Here is an 18292-nt window from a genome sequence, read left to right as displayed (position 1 = left end):
GCGGCGCCGGCCGCACCGGCCCTCCAGGAGGCACCGATGCAGCACGCCCCCGCCGCCCGTCCCCGGCTCGCCGCCCTGCTGTCGGCGGTCCTGGCGCTCACGGCGGCCGCCTGTGCCGGTGGCGGGCGGACGGCCGAGCACCCCGCCACGCCGGCACCGACGGCCCCGCGGTCCCCGGCCGCGCCGGCACCGGCCGCCGTGCCGCCCGTGCTCACCGAGGGCCAGGCGCGGGCGGCCCTGATCACCGAGGACGACCTGGGGGAGGCGTGGGAGCCGACGCGGGGCGCCGCGACCTGGCGGGACGAGCTGCTCAAGGCCACCGCCGAGCGGCCGGACTGCCGCCGCCTGCTGGACGTCCTGTACACCGAGGACCTCTTCGGCACCGGCACCGCGCCGCGCGCCACGGCCGCCCTGGACGACACGGACGGCGGGGCCCAGCTGCACTACCGGGTCACCTCGCACCGCGCCGCCGACCTCGACCGGACACTGACCTGGCTCGGCACCCTGCCGGACACCTGCGGACACTTCACGTCCCGCGCCGCCCACGGCCCCGCCCGGGACGTCCGGGTCACCGCCGTGCCGCTGCCGGAGGCGGGCGAGGCCCGGCAGGGCGTCCGGGTCACGCTGGACGCCGGGGAATCCGTCCTCACCGTGGACCTCGTCGCCGTCCGCGTCGGCGACGACGCCGCCAGCCTGACCATCGGCACCCTCGGCGAACCGTCCGACGACCCCACGTGGACAGCCACCGAAACGGGCGCCCAGCGCCTGACGGAGGTCCGCCGACAGGGGCGGGTACAGGTGTAGGGCGGGCCGCGACGGGACGCCCGGGCCGGTCCGGGGCCGGCGGTCGGTCGACGGGCGGCGGTGGGCCCGGACCCCGCGTCACGGTCGGCGGGCGGCCGGTCACGCCCCCGGCCGGCCGGAGACGCCGGCTGGACGACCGCCCGCACCAGCGCGCACGACGCTTGGCGGACGCCCGGCGTCGAGGTACGGGCGCAGGTGCGGGACGGGCCCCCGGCGGGGCGACCGAGCCCTGCTCCGCGGGCAGCCGGGCGACGGTCCGCGCCGGCGGGCGATGGTCCGCGGCCGGCAGGCCACGGTCCGCGGCCGGCAGGCCACGGTCCGCGGCCGGCAGGCGACAGTCCGTGGCCGGCAGGCGACCGACGACGCCACCCGGGCGGCCCGCGCGCGCAGCGCTCGGCACGGCCCGCGGCGGGGGCGGGCGCGGACGGCGGTCTACGGGCCGGGGTCCGCGTCGTGGCCGAAGTGTCTGCGGTGGGTCAGTACCTCGCGGGCCACCGCTTGGGCCGTGCGGTCGCGGGCGAAGGCGTCGGCGCGCAGCCGGGCCAGGGCCTCGTCGGCGCCGATGCGCAGCTGCGCCATGATCATGCCGACGGCCCGGTAGACCTCGTCGTGGTCGCCGGCCACCTCGTCAAGCCAGGCGTCCTGCCGGCGCGGCAGGGCCATCAGGGCCACCGTGATGACCCCGGCCACCAGCCGTGCCGTGCGCAACTGCGGCGCGCTCAGACCACCGGGGGTGTCGCGGTAGAGGTCGAGGGTGCCCAGGCACGCCTCGTCGGTGCCCAGCGGCAGCGCGTAGACCGCGTGGACGCCGACCGCCGTGGCCTGCTGGGCGAAGAACGGCCACCGCCCGGCGTCCGCGGCGGACGTCAGGTCGCAGGCGAGCACCGGCACGCCCTCCTCGACGGCCGTCACACAGGGGCCGGTGCCCAGCGTGGCCTGGATCTCCGCCAGGTACGACGCCCGGGCCCCGCTCGCGCACAGCCGCACCGGCACGCCCTCGCCGCGCAGCGACGCGCTCGCCCCGGTCACCGGCAGCAGCCGTACGGCCGCCGCGCACATCCGCCCGGGCACCTCGTCCGGCGCCGCGCCGCGCACCTCGGCGGCGATCAGCTCGGCGGCGGCGGAGCCGTCCGGGAGCCCGCGGGGTCCGTCACTGGGCGGCACGCGCACCGCCTCCTTCCCACCCGGCGGCCGAGGGGCGACTACCCCTGCCCGACCGGCGGAAACCGGCGAAACCGGCGGGACGTGACGAGCCGGGCTACAGCGGCGGCTGCGCCGGTGCCGGACCCAGGGTCGTCGTGCCCGGCGCGGTGCGGTGCCCCAGGCCGGTGCGGTAGGCGTCGAGGGCCGCCTCCACGCGGCCGGTGCGGCGCAGCAGGTCGCCGAGGAGCCGGCACAGGTCGGCCAGGTCACCGGCCGCGCCCGCCCGCTCCAGCAGGCTCAGCGCGCGGACGTAGTGCTCCTCCGCGGCCTCGGTGTCCCGGGCGTCCTCGGCGATGATGCCGAGCAGCCGGTGCGCGCCCGCGGAGTGCACGGCCCCGCGCTCGGAGGAGAGGTCGTCCAGCACCCCGTGCAGCAGTTCGGCGGCCTCCGCGGACTTGCCGCGCCGGTGCAGTACGTCGGCCAGCTCGACGGCGACCTGGCTGCTGTAGAGGGCGGCACGGGTGGCGGAGAGCATGCTCAGCGCCTCGCGCATCGCCTCCTCGGCGCGCGGGAGTTCGCCGTTCTGGGCGTAGACGTACCCGCGCATCCAGTGGCAGTTGGCCAGCTCGGTGCGCAGATGCAGCGTGCGGTACAGCTCGGCGGCCTTGGCGAGCGACGCGTCCGCCTCGGCCAGGCGGCCTTCGGCGAGCAGGGTGCGGGCGACCGAGCGGTGCATCCGGGCGACCAGCGCGGGGTCGCCGGCGCTGGGGGCGAGGGAGAGCGCCAGTTCGGCGGCCTGGGCGGCGCGCGCGTGGGCGCCCATGTCCATGTACGGGCCGATCGCGCTGGCGTAGAGCAGCAGCAGCGCGTCGGGGTCGTGCAGGCCGCCCCGGTTCAGCTCGTCGAGGGTGGACTCCAGGAGGTAGACGGCGTACCGCAGTTCACCGGCGAGGTAGTGCGCGACGGCGCGACCGCGCAGGGCGGGCACCCGGCCGGGCAGCGGGGCTCCGGCGTCGGCGAGGCACCGCTCGGCCCGTTCGAAGTACTGCTGTCCGGCGGCCAGTTCGCCGGTCTCCAGGGCGCATTCGCCGAGCCCGAGCAGCGCGGCGGCGCGTTCCTCGGGCAGTTCGTGCGCCTCGGCCTCGGCGAGCAGCTCGGTGTACTGCCCGGCGGCCTGTTCCGCGCCCCCGGCGGCGAGGGTGCGCTGCGCCTCGGTGAGCCTGAGCCGCAGATCCGTGGCGAGCCGTGCCGGACGCCCGGTGGCCAGCTCCTCGTAGCCGACGCCCAGCCGCTCGGCGAGGTGCCGCAGCGCGTCGTCGGAGGGGCGGACGCGGCCGGCCTCCAGGGTGGAGATGTAGGCGGGTGTGTACGCCGGTTCCGCGAGCTGGCGCTGGGTCATCCCGCGCTCGGCCCGCAATCGTTGCACCCGGCGTCCGATGGCCCCTCGGTCGTCACGGTCCCCCACTGCCAACTCCCCTTGAGGCTCTTGCCGTTCGACTCGGACGGCTCTAGGTTAAACCGCGTATTAAGCGTGCTTAACAGCGCTTGACACAATCCCCGGATCCCGCAGAGGACGCCGTGCCCGCACCCACCCGCACCGCCGAACGCTACGCCAGAGCCGTCGCCGCCGCCCTCGCCGCCGTGGCCTGCCTCCTGCTGGCCGCGAACGCCGGCCCGACGACCACGGCCGGCTCCCCGGCCCCCGTCGGGGAGACCGCCCCGAAACTGGAGGACGTGGCGTCCGTGGACCGCTGAGGGACGTCCGGGCAGCCCCGCAGGCGCCGCACACCGCCTGCCCCGCTCAGCCCTGGGTCTGCAACCGGCTCAGCTCCCGCCGCACATGGTCCAGGGCGCCCTCGCGGCTCCCCGGTACGCGGCCGCGCAGCGCGGCGAGGGCCGCGCCCAGTTCCCGGGCCGGGACGGTGTCGCGCACCCGGCCCCACTGGTGGTGGGCCCGGTCGACGGCCGCCTCCACGGCGGGTGACTGCGGGGGCTGGCCGGCGCCGAGGCGGGCCTCCGCCACCGTCAGCCAGGCCCGGCAGCTGCGCACCGGGTCGCCCGCGAACATCGCCAGGTCGGCCCGGACCTCCGTCCAGTGCAGCGCCTCCTCGGAGGCCGGCCCGTACGCGTGCGCGGCGGCCCCCTCGTGCCGGGCGGCGAGGGCGTCCGCGTCCGGGTGCCGGCCGGCCTGCACGGCGGCGGCGATGACGGCGTGCGGGTCGCCCGCGGCCGGCCCCGGCCCCGTCAGCACCAGGTCCGCGCCGACCGCCGTGCCGCTGCCCGCCGCCTCGGCCGCCGTGCGGGCCAGCGCCTGCTGGTGCAACGCGTCGAGGGGCGGCCGGTGCCCGCTGCGCAGGATCGTGGCGAGGGCCCGCATGTACGAGGGGGCGGCCAGCGTCCGCCGCGCGGGCGGCGGCGCGACGCGGCCGTAGACGGCGTTGTTGCGCCCGCAGTCCAGCGCGTTCAGCGGATTCGGTGCGTTCGCCCCCAGCCACTGCCAGGTCTCGTGGTCGGCGTGCAGGTCGAGCAGCAGCGTCGTCGCACCGCTCGGCCGCAGCCGCAGCTCCTCGCGGATCCAGTGCCAGGGCAGGGCCGTGTAGCGCACGGTGGCCGGGGTGGTGCGGGCCAGGGCCAGGTGCGGCAGGCGCTGGCGCCGGTCCAGCTGGAGCTGCCCGACGACGTAGACGGTCAGCGGCCCCGGGGCCGCCGCCGCGGCGCGCAGCCGGGTGAGCACGGCCTGCGGCTCCAGCGGGTCGGCGAGTTCGACGACGTTCGCCGTGTCGGTGCCGGACAGCACGGCGGGCGGCACGGCCGCGAGCACGGGGAGCACGGAGGCGGCGTCCACCAGGCATCCCCTGCCCACCGGCGACGCCGCGAGCAGCAGCACGGTTCCGGGCATGTCCCCTCCCCCTGTCGATCACGTACGGCAGCACCGTAACCGCTGCGACCGCAAAGCGGGGCGCTCAGGGCCACTTCGGGGGCCGCCCCACCCGCCGTACCGCGAAGACCGTGGTGTCGTCGGCCAGCTTCCCCCGGCAGTGCCGCAGCGTGCCGTCCCGTACCAGGGACACCAGCCGGTGCGGCGCGGCGTTCGCGGCGTCGGCGGCGACGGCGCGGGCGACGGCCTCGCCGTGCGGGAAGAACCGCCCTTGGGGATCGCGGGCCTCGGTGACCCCGTCGGTGACCAGCAGCAGCGACTCGTCACCGGCGAGCGCCGCGCGGCTCACCGGCATCACGGAACGGGAGATGAGATCGCTCATGCCCAGAGGCAGACCGCCCACGACCGGAAAGGCTCGTACGCCACCTGGGCCGACCGCGAGGGGCGGCTCGTGGCCGAAGACGACGATCTCCACGGAGTCGGGCAGGTCGGTGCGGAAGCTCACCAGGAGGGCCGTGGCGAAGCGGTCGCCCTCGGCGCGGCCCAGGGCCGCCGTGTGCGCGCGGTGGCGCAGCATGCGGACCTCCAGGTGCCGGGCGACCACGGCCAGGTCCGCCTCGTGGTACGCGGCGTCCCGGAAGGTGCCGAGCAGGGCGGCGGCGGCGTCCACCGCGCCCAGGCCCTTGCCCTGCACGTCACCGAGGAGGACGCGGGTGCCGTGCGGCCCGGGCTGGATGTCGTAGAAGTCGCCGCCGACGCGGGCCTCGCTGTCCGCGGCGAGGTAGACGGCGGCGTGCTCCAGCCCGCCGAAACCCAACGGGAGCGGGCGCAGCACGGTGCGGCGCGTCGTCTCCGCGATGTCCCGCATGTGCAGCATGCGCTGCTCGCCGCCGACCCGGACCGCGGCCACCACCACCGCGACCACGCCGCCGATGACGACGAGCATCAGGCCGGACAGCCCGGTCTCCTCCCGGTGCCTCCAGACCATGTCGGCGAGGAGGTAGACGACCACCGCCAGCAACGAGAACACGGCCGTGGCCCGCACTCCGCAGATCGCGGCGGCGACGCCGGGGACGAGGACGGTCCAGGAGATGATCTGGAACACGTCGGTGGTGAGGTCGGACAGGGCGATGCCGGCGAGCAGCACCGCCGGGATCAGCCAGGCGACGCTGTGCCCGCGCACGCTGAGCAGTTCGTGCCGGGACACGACGTCACCGCGGCCGGCCGCGGTGACCAGCCGTCCCCACTTCCACCGGCCACGCACCGGCCTGAGCACGCGACCCCTCACAGCGCCAAGCGAAGCACGCCCCCCGGCGCCCCGCATCCTGACTTGCCGCCCGGCCCGCCCAGGTGTGCCCTGGAAGTCGGGGCGAGCGAGAGGAGTGCTCCATGGCTCACGCGGCACCGACACACACACCGCCCGACGTCTACGGCGCGCGGACCCACCTTCTGATGAAATGGGCGATGCCGCTGGCGATCGGCCTGGTCTACGGCTACTGGGTCGCGTCCGTCCGCCGCCACGGCGGGCCCATCACCGGCTGGAACCTGCTGGTCGGCTTCCTGAGCGTCCTCGTGTTCTTCGTGCTCTTCGTCGCGGTCCGCGCGGTGGCGGCGCGGCTGCCGCGGGAGGGGCACGCGGTGCTGTGGGGCGCGTTCGCGGGCAGCGCGCTGGGGTTCCTGTACTCCGGCAGCGGCGTGGCCATGTTCACGTCCATCCTGGTGTCCCTGCTGCTGGCGGCGGCGGTGACGGCGTCGCTGTTCTACCGCTACTACACCCACCAGGACGCCGAGGAGGCGCGGGCGGCGCGTACCTAGGGGCCATATGCAGTCACCCCGGTCGCCGGGGGTGGCCGCGCGGGCTTGCCTGGGAGGGTGGCCCCGCGACTCCGGAGCGGCCTGTCGGCCGTACTGATCTCGCTCGCCTGCCTGCTCGCACCGTGCGGCACGCTGGCGGGCTGGGTCGCGTACGGGCTGGCCGACACCGGGCGGTACGTCGCGGCCATGGCGCCGCTCGCGGACGACCCTGACGTACGGGACACGGTCGCCGACACGCTGGGCGCCGGAGTGGCCGACGAGGTCGCGGCCGGCCCCGGCAACGGCGCCGTGCGGCTCTTCGTGCGGGACGCGGCCCGTTCCTTCGCCCGGACCGAGGCCTTCCGCGTGGGCTGGGACGCGGCCAACCGCGCCGTCCACGTCGCCGTGCTGCGCGCCCTGCGGGACGACGGGGCACGGGGGCGCCCGGTCACCGTCGACCTGGCGCCCGTCACCGCCCGCGTACGGGAGCGGCTGGCCGAGGACCACGTGTCGTTCGCGCGGCGCATCCCGGTCCGGCACACCGCGGTCACCGTGCTCCCGGCCCACGACGTGGACCGGCTCAGGAAGGGCTACCACGTGCTCGACGTCGCCGCGTTCTGGCTGCCGCTCGCGGCGGTCGTCTTCGCGCTCACCGGCATCGCGGTCGCCGCCTGCCGCCGCCACGCGCTCACGGCCGCCGGGATCGGCACCGCCCTGGGCGGGGCGCTGCTCGCCCTCGCCGTCGTACTCGGCCGCCGGCTCACCGTCGCCGACCTCCCCGGCCCGGTGGACGGCCCCGCCGCGGGCGCCGTCTACGACGCCCTCACCGAGACCCTGCGCACGGCCTCCTGGCTCCTCGTCGCCCTCGGCCTCACGGTGGCCCTGACCTCCTGGCTCACCACCCGCCTCCGCCCCCTCCTGCACCGCCGCCGACCCCCCACACCCCCCACCACGGATCCCACGACCCCCGGCCCGACCCGCACGAGGCTCTGAAATCGCTTGGCCGCGCCCGCCCGCGGTCGGCTACCGTCACCGCTCATGCCCGAGACGACGACCCTGTGGCGCCCCACGGGCCCCGAGGAGCTGGCCCTGGTCGAGGCCGCCGGCTGGACGGCCTGGCCACCGCGCCTGCCCGAGCAGCCGATCTTCTACCCCGTCCTCAACGAGGACTACGCGGTCCGCATCGCCCGCGACTGGAACGTCCCCGCCTCCGGCTCCGGCTACGTCACCCGCTTCGAGGTCGACACCGCCTTCCTGGAGCGCTACCCCGTGCGTCGGGCCGGCGGGGAGACGATCCTGGAGCTGTGGGTCCCGGCGGAGGAGCTGGCCGAGTTCAACCGGCACATCGTCGGCCGTATCGAGGTCGTGCGGGAGTTCCACGCGCCGGCGTAGGTCCGGGTGCGCAACTTTCGGCGCCCCGTCTCCGTCTTTGAGGGAGGATTCGGGCATCGCATCCGCGAGCGAAGGGCCGGTACGTGGACACGGACACCGACACGGCGACCGGTGAGTGGACCGACGCCTCCGACCGACCGGCCGGCCGCCGCGCCGGACGGCGTTTCGGAGCCTGGTGCGCGACGCTGCTCTTCGCCCTGGTGAGCGTGGTCGTCGGCTGCCGCGTCGCGGACACCGACGGCGTCACCCCCGTACCGCAGCTGCTCGCCTTCCTGCCCTGGCTGCTCGTGCCGGCCGGCGCCGGACTGCTGCTGACGCTGCTCGCGCGGTGGTGGACCGGCGCGGTGTGGGGCGTCGCGCTGCTCGGCCTGCTGGCCTGGTTCATCGAGCCGTACGGCAAGTCCGTCGACCCCGCGGGACCGCCCCTCGCCGAGCTGCGGGTACTGACCTCGAACGTCGAGTTCGGACAGGGCACCGGCGCGCTCGTCGCGGCCGTCCGCGAGGAGAAGCCCGACCTCGTGTTCGTACAGGAGTGCGAATACACGTGCGACGCGGCACTGCGCCGCGACCTCGCCGCCGACTACCCCCACCGGCAGGCGGTCGAGGGCGGCGGCTCCGAGGGGTCGGTCATCCTGAGCACCTACCCGCTCAAGGCCACCGCCGGCGTCCCCGCCACCATGGGCATGCCGGGCGCCGTCGCCGACGTGCGCGGCCACGCCGTACGGCTCCAGCTCGCCCACCCCATGCCGCCACTGCCGGACCAGGTGGGCCTGTGGCGCGACGAGCTGGACGCGCTGCGGGACGCGGTCGCCGGGGACGGCGGGGCGCCCACCGTGGTGGCCGGGGACTTCAACGCCTCCCAGGACCACGCCGCCTTCCGCCGCGTCCTCGACACCGGGCTGCGCGACGCCGCCCGGCTGTCCGGGGCCGACCGCACGGTCAGCTGGCCCGCCCGGACCAGCCCGGCCTTCGGCGTGCAGATCGACCACGTCCTCGTGTCGGAGGACTTCGCCGCGCGCGGCGCCCGGTTCCTGGACCTGGCCGACACCGATCACCGCGCGCTGGTCGTCGACCTCACGCTGCACGGGGCCGGCTGACACCGGCCCCGCACGGCGTGATCGGCGGGGCTCAGACGCCGATGTCCTCGCCGTCCGCCCGCCACACCGCCACGACCGCCGGGCGCACGATCTTCCCCGGCCCGTCGGGCCAGGTGGAGGCCGGCTTCTCCACGGAGGCGCCGTCCACCTCGCCCGGGTGCTGCACGGCGACCAGCACACGCCGGTCCTGGATGAGCGGACCGCAGGTCTCCGCGCCGGTCGGCACGGTCAGGAACTGCTTCAGCTCGCCGCGCCGGTCACCCTTGGTCGCGACGCCGAAGAGGCCGTCGTGGGTGCCGAGCGCGTTGCCGTCGGTGGAGATCCACAGGTTGCCGTGGTCGTCGAAGGCCACGTTGTCCGGGCAGGAGATCGGGCTGACCCGGTCCTTCGGGAAGCCGGCGAAGTACGTCGCCGGGTCCTGCGGGTCGCCCGCGACCAGGAACAGCGACCAGGCGAAGCTGGTGGCGTCGGCCCGGTTCCAGCGCTCGGTCAGCTCCAGGACGTGCCCGTGCTTGTTGGCGTTGCGCGGGTTGGCCTCGTCGGGCTTGGCGTTGGACCCGACCCCGCGGTTGGAGTTGTTGGTGAGGGCGACGTACACCTTGCCGGTCGCCGGCGACGGCTCGATGTCCTCGGGGCGGTCCATCTTCGTCGCGCCGACCTTGTCCCCGGCGAGCCGCGTGAAGACGCACACCTCCTCGGCGCTCATGCCCTCGACGTGCGAGACGGCGCCGTCCTCGGTCGCGGTGACCAGCGGGATCCAGCGGCCGCTGCCGTCGAACTCGCCGTCGCGCGGCAGCTTGCCCGTGCCGTCGATCTCGATCGCCGGGGAGTCGCCGCTGAGCTTGGCGACGTACAGGGTGCCCTCGTCGAGCAGCGACAGGTTGTGCTCGCGCGCCGAGCGGCTGCCGCCGTGCCGCATCCGCTTGCTGCCGACGAACTTGTAGAAGTAGTCGAACCGCTCGTCGTCGCCGGTGTAGACGACCGGGCGGCCGTCCCAGGTCAGCCGCACGGTGGCGGCCTCGTGCTTGAAACGGCCGAGGAGCGTGTGCTTGCGCGGCGTGGACTCGGGGTCGTACGGGTCCAGCTCGACGACGTACCCGAAGCGGTGCACCTCGTTCGGCTCCTGGGCGACGTCGAACCGCTTGTCGAACCGCTCCCACTTGCGCTCGGTGGGACCGGTCCCGATCCCGTACCGCTTGTCGGTGTCGCGGCTGCTGTTGGCGAAGTACTGGTTGAAGTTCTCCTCGCCGTGCAGCGTCGTGCCCCACGGGGTGGTGCCGCCGGAGCAGTTGTTGAGGGTGCCGAGCACCTTGCGCCCGGACCGGTCGACGGAGGTCTTCACCAGGTCGGACCCGGCGGCGGGCCCGGTCAGCCGGAACTCGGTGGTTGCGGTGACCCGCCGGTTGAGCCGGTGCCGCGAGACGGGCGTCAGCCGCCCGCTCCGCCTCTCCTCCTCCACGGCGACGACGGACAGCCCGTGCGCCGCCCAGGCGATCTCGACCTGCTCGCGCGTCGGGTTCTCGGGGTCGTAGCCCCGGAACATGAGGATCTCGTCGGTGTACTCGTGGTTGGCGACGAGGACCTGCCGGTCGCGCTCGCCGTGCAGCGGCAGCAGCGCCAGGAAGTCGTTGTTGTACCCGAACTGACCGGCCTGGGCCTTGGCGGTCTGCTTCTCCGGGTCGAAGGCGGGCGCCCCGCGCAGAATGGGTTCACCCCAACGGATCACGACGTCCTGCCGGTAACCCTCCGGAACGGTGACCTTGTCGTCCTTGTTGGGCACGACGGGCGTGAACCGCAGCCCGCGCGCACCCTGCGGTTTCGGGTGCCCGTGCCCCCGGCCGGCCACCGGCGCGGCCTGCGCCGACGGCGCCCCGGCCACGCCCACGGCCCCGGCACCCGCCGCGGCGACGGTGACGACGGCCGCGGCACGCATCATGGAACGGCGGCTGAGCGCACCGGCGATCACGTCACCGACGTACTCGTTGGAGCTGGTGTTGGGCACCTCGTGGAAGCAGGCGTCACCACACCGGAAGCGACAGGTCATGGCGGACCGGCCGCCCGGGTGCGAGCCGGACGACGGTGTCCCGATCAACGGCAGCAGCTTGCGCACTGTGTTCTCCCCTGAGAAACCCTTGGATGCCCTTGGTGTCAGCGCGACCGTAGGTGCACATACGTGCGGGAGCCGGGCGGCGCGGTGAACGGCGGGTGAACCCGTGGCAGCCGGAGGGGAATTGTCGCGCCGTCTCGATCCCATCTTGACGCGCCCGTGCTTTCGTGGCAGACCCTGCACAAGATCACAAGTCGGGACCGCTAACCTTACGTGTCCGTCCTGGCCAGGGATTGACGGGCATCAACTCACCCGAAGGGTTGCGCACATGGGCATTCTCACTCTCCTGCGGAACGCGTTCGGCCGGTCACGCAAGGAACAGACCGCCCCTGCGGAGGGTGCGACGCAGGAGACGGCACCGCCGGTCACCGCGCCGGAGCCGAAGCTCCCGTCCCAGCCCACCGCACCCCCGGAGACCACGGCCCAGCCGGAGTCCACCCAGGTCCCCGAGCCCCGCTCGGAATCCACCCCTGACGAACACGACCTCGTCAAGGCCGCCTTCACCAACGTCAACGTCCCGAAGCCGTCTGCGGAACCGACCCCGGAGGCGAAGGCGACCCCGGAGGCGAAGGCGACCCCGGAGCCGAAGCCCGAACCGAAGGCCGAGCCGAAGCCCGAGCCGGAGGCGAAGTCTGCCCCGGAGCCGGAGCCGGAGGAGCCCCCGACCGCCCCGGAAGCCACCCCCGAACCCGCAGCCGCCGACGACGAGGACGCCCCACAGGGGCCACCCGCACCCGACGACGAAAGCAGCACGGGTGGTGCGGGTGGGAACAAGGACTCCGAAGGCGAAGCCGAGGAGACCACGCAGCCGGAGCCGGAGGCACCCGCCGAGGAGACCACGCAGCCGGAGCCGGAGGCACCCGCCGAGGAGACCACGCAGCCGGAGCCGGAGGCACCCGCCGAGGAGAAGGAGACGCACAGCCAGCCGGAGGCACCCGCCGGGACGCCCCCGAAGCCGGCGACCACAGTCGCCCGCATCCGCTCCCGCGCCCCCGCCCTCACCACCGCCTACAAGGCCGCCGCCACCACCCTCAAGACCCACGACCTCACCGGCACCCGCGCCAAGGTCCACCTCGTCCTGGACCGCTCCGCCTCCATGCGCCCGTACTTCAAGGACGGCTCCGCCCAGGCCCTCGCCGAGCAGACCCTCGCCCTCGCCGCCCACCTCGACCCCGAGGCCACGGTCCACGTCACGTTCTTCTCCACCGAGCTGGACGGCACCGGCGACCTCACCCTCACCGACCACGAGAACAAGATCGACGAGCTGCACGCAGCGCTCGGCCGCATGGGCCGCACCAGCTACCACGCCGCCGTCGAGGCCGTCCTCGCCCACCACGAGAAGGAAGCCCCCGGCACCCCCGCCCTGGTGGTCTTCCAGACCGACGGCGCCCCGGACGCCAAGACCCCGGCCACCCAGGCCCTCACGGACGCCGCCAAGAACCACCCGAACGTCCACTTCTCCTTCGTCGCCTTCGGTGACCCGGAGAACAAGGCCTTCGACTACCTCCGCAAGCTGAAGACGGGCAACACGTCCCACTTCCTCGCCGGTGAGACCCCGAAGGAGCTGACCGACGAGGAGCTGTACGAGGGCGTACTGGCCACCTGGCGCCCGTAACCACGGCGCACCCCACCCGCAGCACCCCGGGCCGCCTCCTTCCACTCCCTGAAACGGAAGGAGGCGGCCCAACCGTGTCGGCTACGATTTCAAGGTTCCACGGACGACCGGAATCACAGGGTCGTCACTCCACGTAGCGACTTGGGAGCAGCCCGCGATGGCTCGACACCTCATCACCAGCGCCCTTCCGTACATCAACGGGATCAAGCACCTGGGCAACATGGTGGGGTCCATGCTCCCGGCCGACGTCTACTCCCGGTACCTGCGCCAGCGCGGCCACGAGGTCCTCTACATCTGCGCGACCGACGAGCACGGCACCCCCGCCGAGCTGGCCGCGAAGGAGCGGGGCGTGCCCGTCGACGAGTTCTGCGCGTCGGCGCACGACGCCCAGAAGGCGGTCTACGACGGCTTCGCCCTGGCCTTCGACTACTTCGGCCGCAGCTCCTCTCAGCAGAACGTCGAGATCACCCAGCACTTCGCCCGGAAGCTCAACGAGAACGGCTTCATCGAGGAGCGCGCGATCCGCCAGGTGTACAGCCCGGCCGACGGCCGCTTCCTCCCGGACCGCTACGTGGAGGGCACCTGCCCCCACTGCGGCTACGACAAGGCCCGCGGCGACCAGTGCGAGAACTGCACCCGGGTCCTCGACCCCACCGACCTGATCGAGCCCCGCTCGGCGATCTCCGGCTCCACGGACCTGGAGGTCCGCGAGACCAAGCACCTCTTCCTCCTCCAGTCCAAGCTCCAGCACGAGGTCGAGGAGTGGGTGGCCCGCCACGAGGAGGAGTGGCCGCAGCTGGCCGCGTCCATCGCCCGCAAGTGGCTGAACGAGGGCCTGCACGACCGCGCGATCACCCGCGACCTGGACTGGGGCGTCCCGGTCCCGGCCGACACCTGGCCCGACCTGGCGGCCGAGGGCAAGGTCTTCTACGTGTGGTTCGACGCGCCGATCGAGTACATCGGTGCGACGAAGGAGTGGGCGGACCAGGACCCGGAGAACCGGGACTGGAAGTCCTGGTGGTACGACGCCGACGACACCGTCCGCTACACGGAGTTCATGGCCAAGGACAACGTCCCGTTCCACACGGTGATGTTCCCGGCCACGGAGCTGGGCGTCCGCGAGCCGTGGAAGAAGGTCGACTACGTCAAGGCCTTCAACTGGCTGACGTACTACGGCGGCAAGTTCTCCACCTCCCAGAAGCGCGGCGTCTTCACCGACCAGGCCCTGGACATCCTCCCGGCCGACTACTGGCGGTACTTCCTCATCGCCAACGCCCCTGAGTCCGACGACTCGTCGTTCACCTGGGAGCACTTCACCGCCACGGTCAACAAGGACCTCGCGGACACGCTCGGCAACTTCGTCAACCGCGTGCTGTCCTTCTCGAAGAAGCGCTTCGGCGAGGCGGTCCCGGCCGGCGGCGAGCCGGGCGAGGCGGAGACCCGGCTCGGGACGGAGATCGCCACGCTCCTCGCGGAGTACGAGGCGCAGATGGAGGCGCTCCAGTTCCGCAAGGCCGCCGCGGCCCTGCGCGCCCTGTGGTCGGCCGGCAACTCCTACCTGGAGGAGAAGGCCCCCTGGCTGGAGATCAAGACCGACAAGGACGGCGCCGCGCTCACCCTCCGCACCGCGATGAACCTGATCCACCTGTACGCGGTGGTCTCGGAGCCGTTCATCCCGGGCACCGCCGCCGCCATGCGCCAGGCCTTCTCCCTGGAGGAGGACACGGCGACCTGGATCACCCCCGCCGAGGCCCGCGCCCTGACGACGGTGGCGGCCGGCACCCCCTTCACGGTTCCCCCGGTCCTCTTCGCCAAGCTGACGGACGACGACCTGGACGCGTACAAGGAGCGCTTCGGCGGCGAGCCGCAGCCCGCGTAGGCAGCGCCACACGCGAGGGCCCGGGAGCAACCGCTCCCGGGCCCTCGTGCGTCCGTTACTCCGAGCGCACCGCGAGGATCACGAGGGGGACCAGCCCATGGCACTGTTCGGCAACGCCCACAGCATCGACCCGGCCCAGGCGCAGCAGGAGTACGCGCGCCTGCTCGGCCAGGGTGAGCAGGTGTACGCCGCGTACCTGCTGATCCGCGACACCATCCTGTTCACCGACCGTCGCCTGATCCTGATCGACAAGCAGGGCATCACCGGCAAGAAGACGGAGTACCACTCGGTCCCGTACCGCAGCATCACGCACTTCGCGGTCGAGACGGCCGGCACCTTCGACCTCGACGCGGAACTGAAGATCTGGCTCTCCGGCTCCCAGGTCCCCATCCAGAAGACCTTCACCAAGGGCGTCGACATCTACGAGGTCCAGGCCATCCTGACCCAGTTCGTGGCCCGGTAGCCCGAAGAGGTCAGCTCCCGGAGGCGTACGCCACGAAGTCCGCCCAGGCGTCGGCGCCGAGCGCGAGGCGGGGCCCGGCGTCGCGGTACTTGGAATCGCGGACGTGGGTAGTGCGGGGTGTGAGGGCGATCTCGACGCAGGAGTTGCCGTCGCCGCTGCTGCTGTAGCTGCTCTTGAACCACGTCAGCGTGGAGTCGTCCCTGGTGCTCATGTCTCTCCAAGCATCTGCTCGATGAACGCCCGCGATTCCCGGGGCGTGAGCGCCTGGGCCCGGATCATGCTATAGCGCAGGTCAAGGATGCGGATCTGCTTCGGGTCGCTCACGGGGCGGCCGTTGAACGCGCCCTCGGAGCGACCCACCGCCGTGCCTTCCGGGAACTTCAGCTCCTCGATGAGCCCGCCCGTGCCGAAGTGGTCCTCGACCTCCGTCGGCATCACCTGGATCGACACGTTCCGCAACTCCCCCAGCTCAAGCAGGCGTTCGAGCTGTCGACGCCACACCATTCTGCCCCCAACCGGCCGCCGGAGCGTCGACTCTTCCTGGACGAAGGTGAGCGTCGGCGCGGGTGACCGATCGAAGACCGCGCGGCGAGCCATTCGTGCGGCCACCATGCGCTCCGTCTCCTCGTCCGAGTAGGCGGGAAGCCACGCGCCGAACAGCGCCCGCATATGGCCCTCGGTCTGCAACAGACCCGCGACGTTGCTGTTCTCGTACACCCCGATCTCGACCGCCCGCGCCTCCATCTGAGCAAGATCCCGCACCTTCTTCGGGTACCGGACCTTGGCCACGTCCTCCCGCATCGCCGCGAGCAGACCGCCCGCCCCCAGCACCTCGTCCGCCCGCTCCAGGTACTCGGGCCGGGGAATCCGCTTCCCGCCCTCGATCTTGTAGACGAGGTCCTCCCCGTACCCCACGGCCCGCCCGAAGTCGCCTGCCCGCATCCCCACGGCCTCGCGCCGCAGCCTCAACTGCCGCCCCACCGTGGCGATCACCGCCACGCCCCACTCGTCGTCCGGGTCGACCTCCCACCCCGGCTCGTCAGCCTCGGTCCTGAGCTGCCGAACCTCGCCGTCCACCGACATGCGCGCCCCTCCGTCGTACCGCCCCGTACCAGCCGTGCCCTACCCGTGAACGGCGCCCCGACAAGCCCGGACACGCCCGGACAGATCCCGCCCGGACCGCCCCCTCCCAGACCTGCGACGCCTGCGACCGCGCCTTCCGGGCGCCCGAGCCGGGCAGGTGCCGCGACTGCCGATCCGAGGTCAGGCGTGACGACGGCGAAGGGCCCGGAACCAGCGCATGGTTCCGGGCCCTTCGTCGCAAGGCTGCCGCGGGCTACTTCGGCTGCGGCTTGCGCACCGTCAGGTGCAGCTCCCTCAGCCGGGACTCGTCCAGCTCCGTCGGGGCGCCCATCATCAGGTCCTGGGCGTTGCCGTTGAGCGGGAAGGCGATGGTCTCGCGGATGTTGGGCTCGTCGGCCAGCAGCATCACGATGCGGTCGACGCCCGGGGCGATGCCGCCGTGCGGCGGGGCGCCGAAGCGGAAGGCGCGCAGCATGCCGGCGAACTCGCGCTCGACGGTCTCCGCGTCGTAGCCCGCGATCCCGAAGGCCTTGAGCATGATGTCCGGCTCGTGGTTCCGGATGGCGCCCGAGGACAGCTCGACACCGTTGCAGACGATGTCGTACTGCCAGGCCAGGATGTCCAGCGGGTCCTGGTTCTCCAGCGCGTCCATGCCGCCCTGCGGCATCGAGAAGGGGTTGTGGGAGAAGTCGATCCGCCCCGTCTCCTCGTCCTTCTCGAACATCGGGAAGTCGACGATCCAGCAGAACCGGAAGACGTTCTCCTCGAAGTGCCCGGCGCGCTTGGCGGCCTCGACGCGGACCGCGCCCATGATCTTGGAAACCTCGTCGAACTCGCCCGCGCCGAAGAACACCGCGTGCCCGGCGGCCAGCGACAGGCGCTTGGTCAGCTCGGCGACGTTCGCCTCGGTGAGGAACTTCGCGATCGGGCCGGTCAGCGAGCCGTCCTCGGCGACGCGGACCCAGGCCAGGCCCTTGGCGCCCTGCTCCACCGCATAGTCGCCGAGCTGGTCGAAGAACTTGCGCGGCTGGCCCGAGACGTCCGGCACCGGCAGCGCGCGGACGTGCTTGCCGGCGAAGGCCTTGAACTCCGAGCCCTCGAAGACGTCGGTGATGTCGACCAGCTCCAGCTGGGCCCGCAGGTCCGGCTTGTCGGAGCCGTACTTCAGCATCGCCTCGCGGAACGGGATCCGCGGGAACGGCGAGGTCACGTGCCGGCCCTTGCCGAACTCCTCGAACAGCTCCGTCATCAGCTGCTCGATCGGACGGAAGACGTCCTCCTGCTCGACGAAGCTCATCTCGACGTCGAGCTGGTAGAACTCGCCCGGCGAGCGGTCCGCGCGGGCGTCCTCGTCGCGGAAGCAGGGCGCGATCTGGAAGTACCGGTCGAAACCGGAGATCATCAGCAGCTGCTTGAACTGCTGCGGCGCCTGCGGCAGCGCGTAGAAGCGGCCCGCGTGGAGGCGGGAGGGGACGACGAAGTCGCGGGCGCCCTCGGGGGAGGTCGCGGTGAGGATCGGCGTCGCCATCTCGTTGAAGCCGAGGGCCACCATCTTGCTGCGGATCGAGGAGATCACCGACGTACGCAGCATGATGTTGCGGTGCATGCGCTCGCGGCGCAGGTCGAGGAAGCGGTACTCCAGCCGCCGCTCCTCGTTGACCCCGTCCTCGGTATTGATCGTGAAGGGCAGCGGCTGGGCGGCGCCGAGCAGCTCGACCTCGCCCACCTCGACCTCGACCTCACCGGTGGGCAGGTCGGGGTTGATGTTGTCGGCGCCGCGGGAGACGACCTTGCCGTCGACCCGAACGGTCGATTCCTTGGTCAGCTTGTCCAGCGCCGCGTACGCCTCGGTGCCCGGACGGGCGACGAGCTGCGTGATGCCGTGGTGATCGCGCAGATCGATGAAGAGGATGCCGCCCAGGTCGCGCCGATTGTGCAGCCAGCCACTCAGTCGGACGTCGGTACCGACGTCAGAGGAGCGGAGCTCGCCGCAGGTGTGGGACCTGTACCGATGCATCGTCGTTCATCCAGCCTTCG

The 18292-nt window shown here is 73.2% G+C and carries 17 protein-coding genes; 9 read left to right on the top strand and 8 right to left on the bottom strand.

All coding sequences use genetic code 11. The features are described from left to right. The first annotated feature begins 36 nt into the window (after nt 1-36). Entirely contained in the window at nt 37-804 is a 768-nt protein-coding gene (locus ACZ67M_RS21900; protein WP_361356951.1) for a hypothetical protein, read from the top strand. Nucleotides 805-1236: 432 nt separating this feature from the next. On the opposite strand, the gene ACZ67M_RS21895 is transcribed toward ACZ67M_RS21900, so the two are convergent. Together ACZ67M_RS21895 and ACZ67M_RS21890 are read right to left on the bottom strand one after the other, a co-directional pair. Then, the gene (locus tag ACZ67M_RS21895; RefSeq protein ID WP_361356948.1) at nt 1237-1968 is read right to left on the bottom strand and encodes a GAF and ANTAR domain-containing protein; all 732 of its coding nucleotides are present in this window, start codon (nt 1966-1968) and stop codon (nt 1237-1239) included. 94 nt (nt 1969-2062) lie between these two features. Next, nucleotides 2063-3412: a helix-turn-helix domain-containing protein gene (locus ACZ67M_RS21890; RefSeq protein WP_469852295.1), complete on the bottom strand. Its 1350-nt coding sequence runs from the start codon at nt 3410-3412 to the stop codon at nt 2063-2065. Between the two features lie 113 nt (nt 3413-3525). Between ACZ67M_RS21890 and ACZ67M_RS21885 the strand changes: the two genes are divergently transcribed. Continuing rightward, nucleotides 3526-3702, top strand: a complete 177-nt coding sequence (locus ACZ67M_RS21885; RefSeq protein WP_361356942.1) for a hypothetical protein — start codon at nt 3526-3528, stop codon at nt 3700-3702. A 46-nt stretch (nt 3703-3748) separates the two neighbouring features. Here the strand turns inward: ACZ67M_RS21885 and ACZ67M_RS21880 are convergent, their stop codons facing one another. Both ACZ67M_RS21880 and ACZ67M_RS21875 read right to left on the bottom strand, forming a co-directional pair. Beyond that, on the bottom strand, nt 3749-4846 hold the full coding sequence (locus ACZ67M_RS21880) for a hypothetical protein (protein ID WP_361356939.1): 1098 nt from the start codon (nt 4844-4846) through the stop codon (nt 3749-3751). A 64-nt stretch (nt 4847-4910) separates the two neighbouring features. After that, the gene (locus ACZ67M_RS21875) at nt 4911-6149 is read right to left on the bottom strand and encodes a PP2C family protein-serine/threonine phosphatase (RefSeq protein ID WP_361356936.1); all 1239 of its coding nucleotides are present in this window, start codon (nt 6147-6149) and stop codon (nt 4911-4913) included. Between the two features lie 65 nt (nt 6150-6214). On the opposite strand from ACZ67M_RS21875, the gene ACZ67M_RS21870 reads away from it, so the two are divergent. The 4 genes from ACZ67M_RS21870 (at nt 6215) to ACZ67M_RS21855 (ending at nt 9108) form a co-directional block, all read left to right on the top strand. Continuing rightward, nucleotides 6215-6640, top strand: coding sequence for a hypothetical protein (locus tag ACZ67M_RS21870; protein WP_161329544.1), 426 nt, complete (start codon nt 6215-6217; stop codon nt 6638-6640). Nucleotides 6641-6697: 57 nt separating this feature from the next. Beyond that, nucleotides 6698-7612, top strand: coding sequence for a hypothetical protein (locus tag ACZ67M_RS21865; protein WP_392011330.1), 915 nt, complete (start codon nt 6698-6700; stop codon nt 7610-7612). Between the two features lie 45 nt (nt 7613-7657). Next, a complete protein-coding gene (locus tag ACZ67M_RS21860) occupies nt 7658-8011 on the top strand; it encodes an ADP-ribosylation/crystallin J1 (RefSeq protein ID WP_392099998.1) in 354 nt (117 codons plus the stop codon). 83 nt (nt 8012-8094) lie between these two features. Beyond that, on the top strand, nt 8095-9108 hold the full coding sequence (locus tag ACZ67M_RS21855; protein ID WP_469852291.1) for an endonuclease/exonuclease/phosphatase family protein: 1014 nt from the start codon (nt 8095-8097) through the stop codon (nt 9106-9108). 31 nt (nt 9109-9139) lie between these two features. Here ACZ67M_RS21855 and ACZ67M_RS21850 read toward each other — a convergent pair whose 3' ends face one another. Further along, nucleotides 9140-11218 carry a PhoX family protein gene (locus ACZ67M_RS21850; protein ID WP_469852289.1) on the bottom strand — a complete coding sequence of 693 codons (2079 nt, stop codon included), beginning with the start codon at nt 11216-11218 and terminating at the stop codon, nt 9140-9142. 265 nt (nt 11219-11483) lie between these two features. Here ACZ67M_RS21850 and ACZ67M_RS21845 point away from each other — a divergent pair, with 265 nt between their 5' ends. The 3 genes from ACZ67M_RS21845 (at nt 11484) to ACZ67M_RS21835 (ending at nt 15172) form a co-directional block, all read left to right on the top strand. Continuing rightward, the gene (locus ACZ67M_RS21845; RefSeq protein WP_469852287.1) at nt 11484-12830 is read left to right on the top strand and encodes a VWA domain-containing protein; all 1347 of its coding nucleotides are present in this window, start codon (nt 11484-11486) and stop codon (nt 12828-12830) included. Nucleotides 12831-12987: 157 nt separating this feature from the next. Beyond that, a complete protein-coding gene (metG, locus tag ACZ67M_RS21840; RefSeq protein ID WP_469852285.1) occupies nt 12988-14709 on the top strand; it encodes a methionine--tRNA ligase in 1722 nt (573 codons plus the stop codon). Nucleotides 14710-14806: 97 nt separating this feature from the next. Next, nucleotides 14807-15172, top strand: a complete 366-nt coding sequence (locus ACZ67M_RS21835) for a PH domain-containing protein (RefSeq protein WP_064728890.1) — start codon at nt 14807-14809, stop codon at nt 15170-15172. A 10-nt stretch (nt 15173-15182) separates the two neighbouring features. Here ACZ67M_RS21835 and ACZ67M_RS21830 read toward each other — a convergent pair whose 3' ends face one another. The 3 genes from ACZ67M_RS21830 to aspS all read right to left on the bottom strand — a co-directional run bounded on the left by ACZ67M_RS21830 (nt 15183) and on the right by aspS (nt 18272). Then, a complete protein-coding gene (locus ACZ67M_RS21830) occupies nt 15183-15383 on the bottom strand; it encodes a DUF397 domain-containing protein (RefSeq protein WP_161327603.1) in 201 nt (66 codons plus the stop codon). After that, nucleotides 15380-16255, bottom strand: a complete 876-nt coding sequence (locus ACZ67M_RS21825; protein WP_361356919.1) for a helix-turn-helix domain-containing protein — start codon at nt 16253-16255, stop codon at nt 15380-15382. The genes ACZ67M_RS21830 and ACZ67M_RS21825 overlap by 4 nt, the downstream gene beginning before the upstream one ends. Nucleotides 16256-16508: 253 nt before the next feature. Next, on the bottom strand, nt 16509-18272 hold the full coding sequence (aspS, locus tag ACZ67M_RS21820) for an aspartate--tRNA ligase (protein ID WP_361356916.1): 1764 nt from the start codon (nt 18270-18272) through the stop codon (nt 16509-16511). Nucleotides 18273-18292: the final 20 nt, after the last annotated feature.

This window comes from Streptomyces sp. NPDC107500 (genome assembly GCF_055582785.1).
Note: the sequence above shows the minus strand (reverse complement) of the source record. Positions and strands in the feature narration are given on the sequence as shown.

Coding starts and splice junctions, on each gene's coding strand:
- ACZ67M_RS21900 (WP_361356951.1), top strand. CDS start 37: ATGCAGCACGCCCCCGCCGCCCGTCCCCGGCTCGCCGCCCTGCTGTCG.
- ACZ67M_RS21880 (WP_361356939.1), bottom strand. CDS start 4,846: ATGCCCGGAACCGTGCTGCTGCTCGCGGCGTCGCCGGTGGGCAGGGGA.
- ACZ67M_RS21875 (WP_361356936.1), bottom strand. CDS start 6,149: ATGCGGGGCGCCGGGGGGCGTGCTTCGCTTGGCGCTGTGAGGGGTCGC.
- ACZ67M_RS21870 (WP_161329544.1), top strand. CDS start 6,215: ATGGCTCACGCGGCACCGACACACACACCGCCCGACGTCTACGGCGCG.
- ACZ67M_RS21860 (WP_392099998.1), top strand. CDS start 7,658: ATGCCCGAGACGACGACCCTGTGGCGCCCCACGGGCCCCGAGGAGCTG.
- ACZ67M_RS21845 (WP_469852287.1), top strand. CDS start 11,484: ATGGGCATTCTCACTCTCCTGCGGAACGCGTTCGGCCGGTCACGCAAG.
- metG (WP_469852285.1), top strand. CDS start 12,988: ATGGCTCGACACCTCATCACCAGCGCCCTTCCGTACATCAACGGGATC.
- ACZ67M_RS21835 (WP_064728890.1), top strand. CDS start 14,807: ATGGCACTGTTCGGCAACGCCCACAGCATCGACCCGGCCCAGGCGCAG.
- ACZ67M_RS21830 (WP_161327603.1), bottom strand. CDS start 15,383: ATGAGCACCAGGGACGACTCCACGCTGACGTGGTTCAAGAGCAGCTAC.
- ACZ67M_RS21825 (WP_361356919.1), bottom strand. CDS start 16,255: ATGTCGGTGGACGGCGAGGTTCGGCAGCTCAGGACCGAGGCTGACGAG.
- aspS (WP_361356916.1), bottom strand. CDS start 18,272: ATGCATCGGTACAGGTCCCACACCTGCGGCGAGCTCCGCTCCTCTGAC.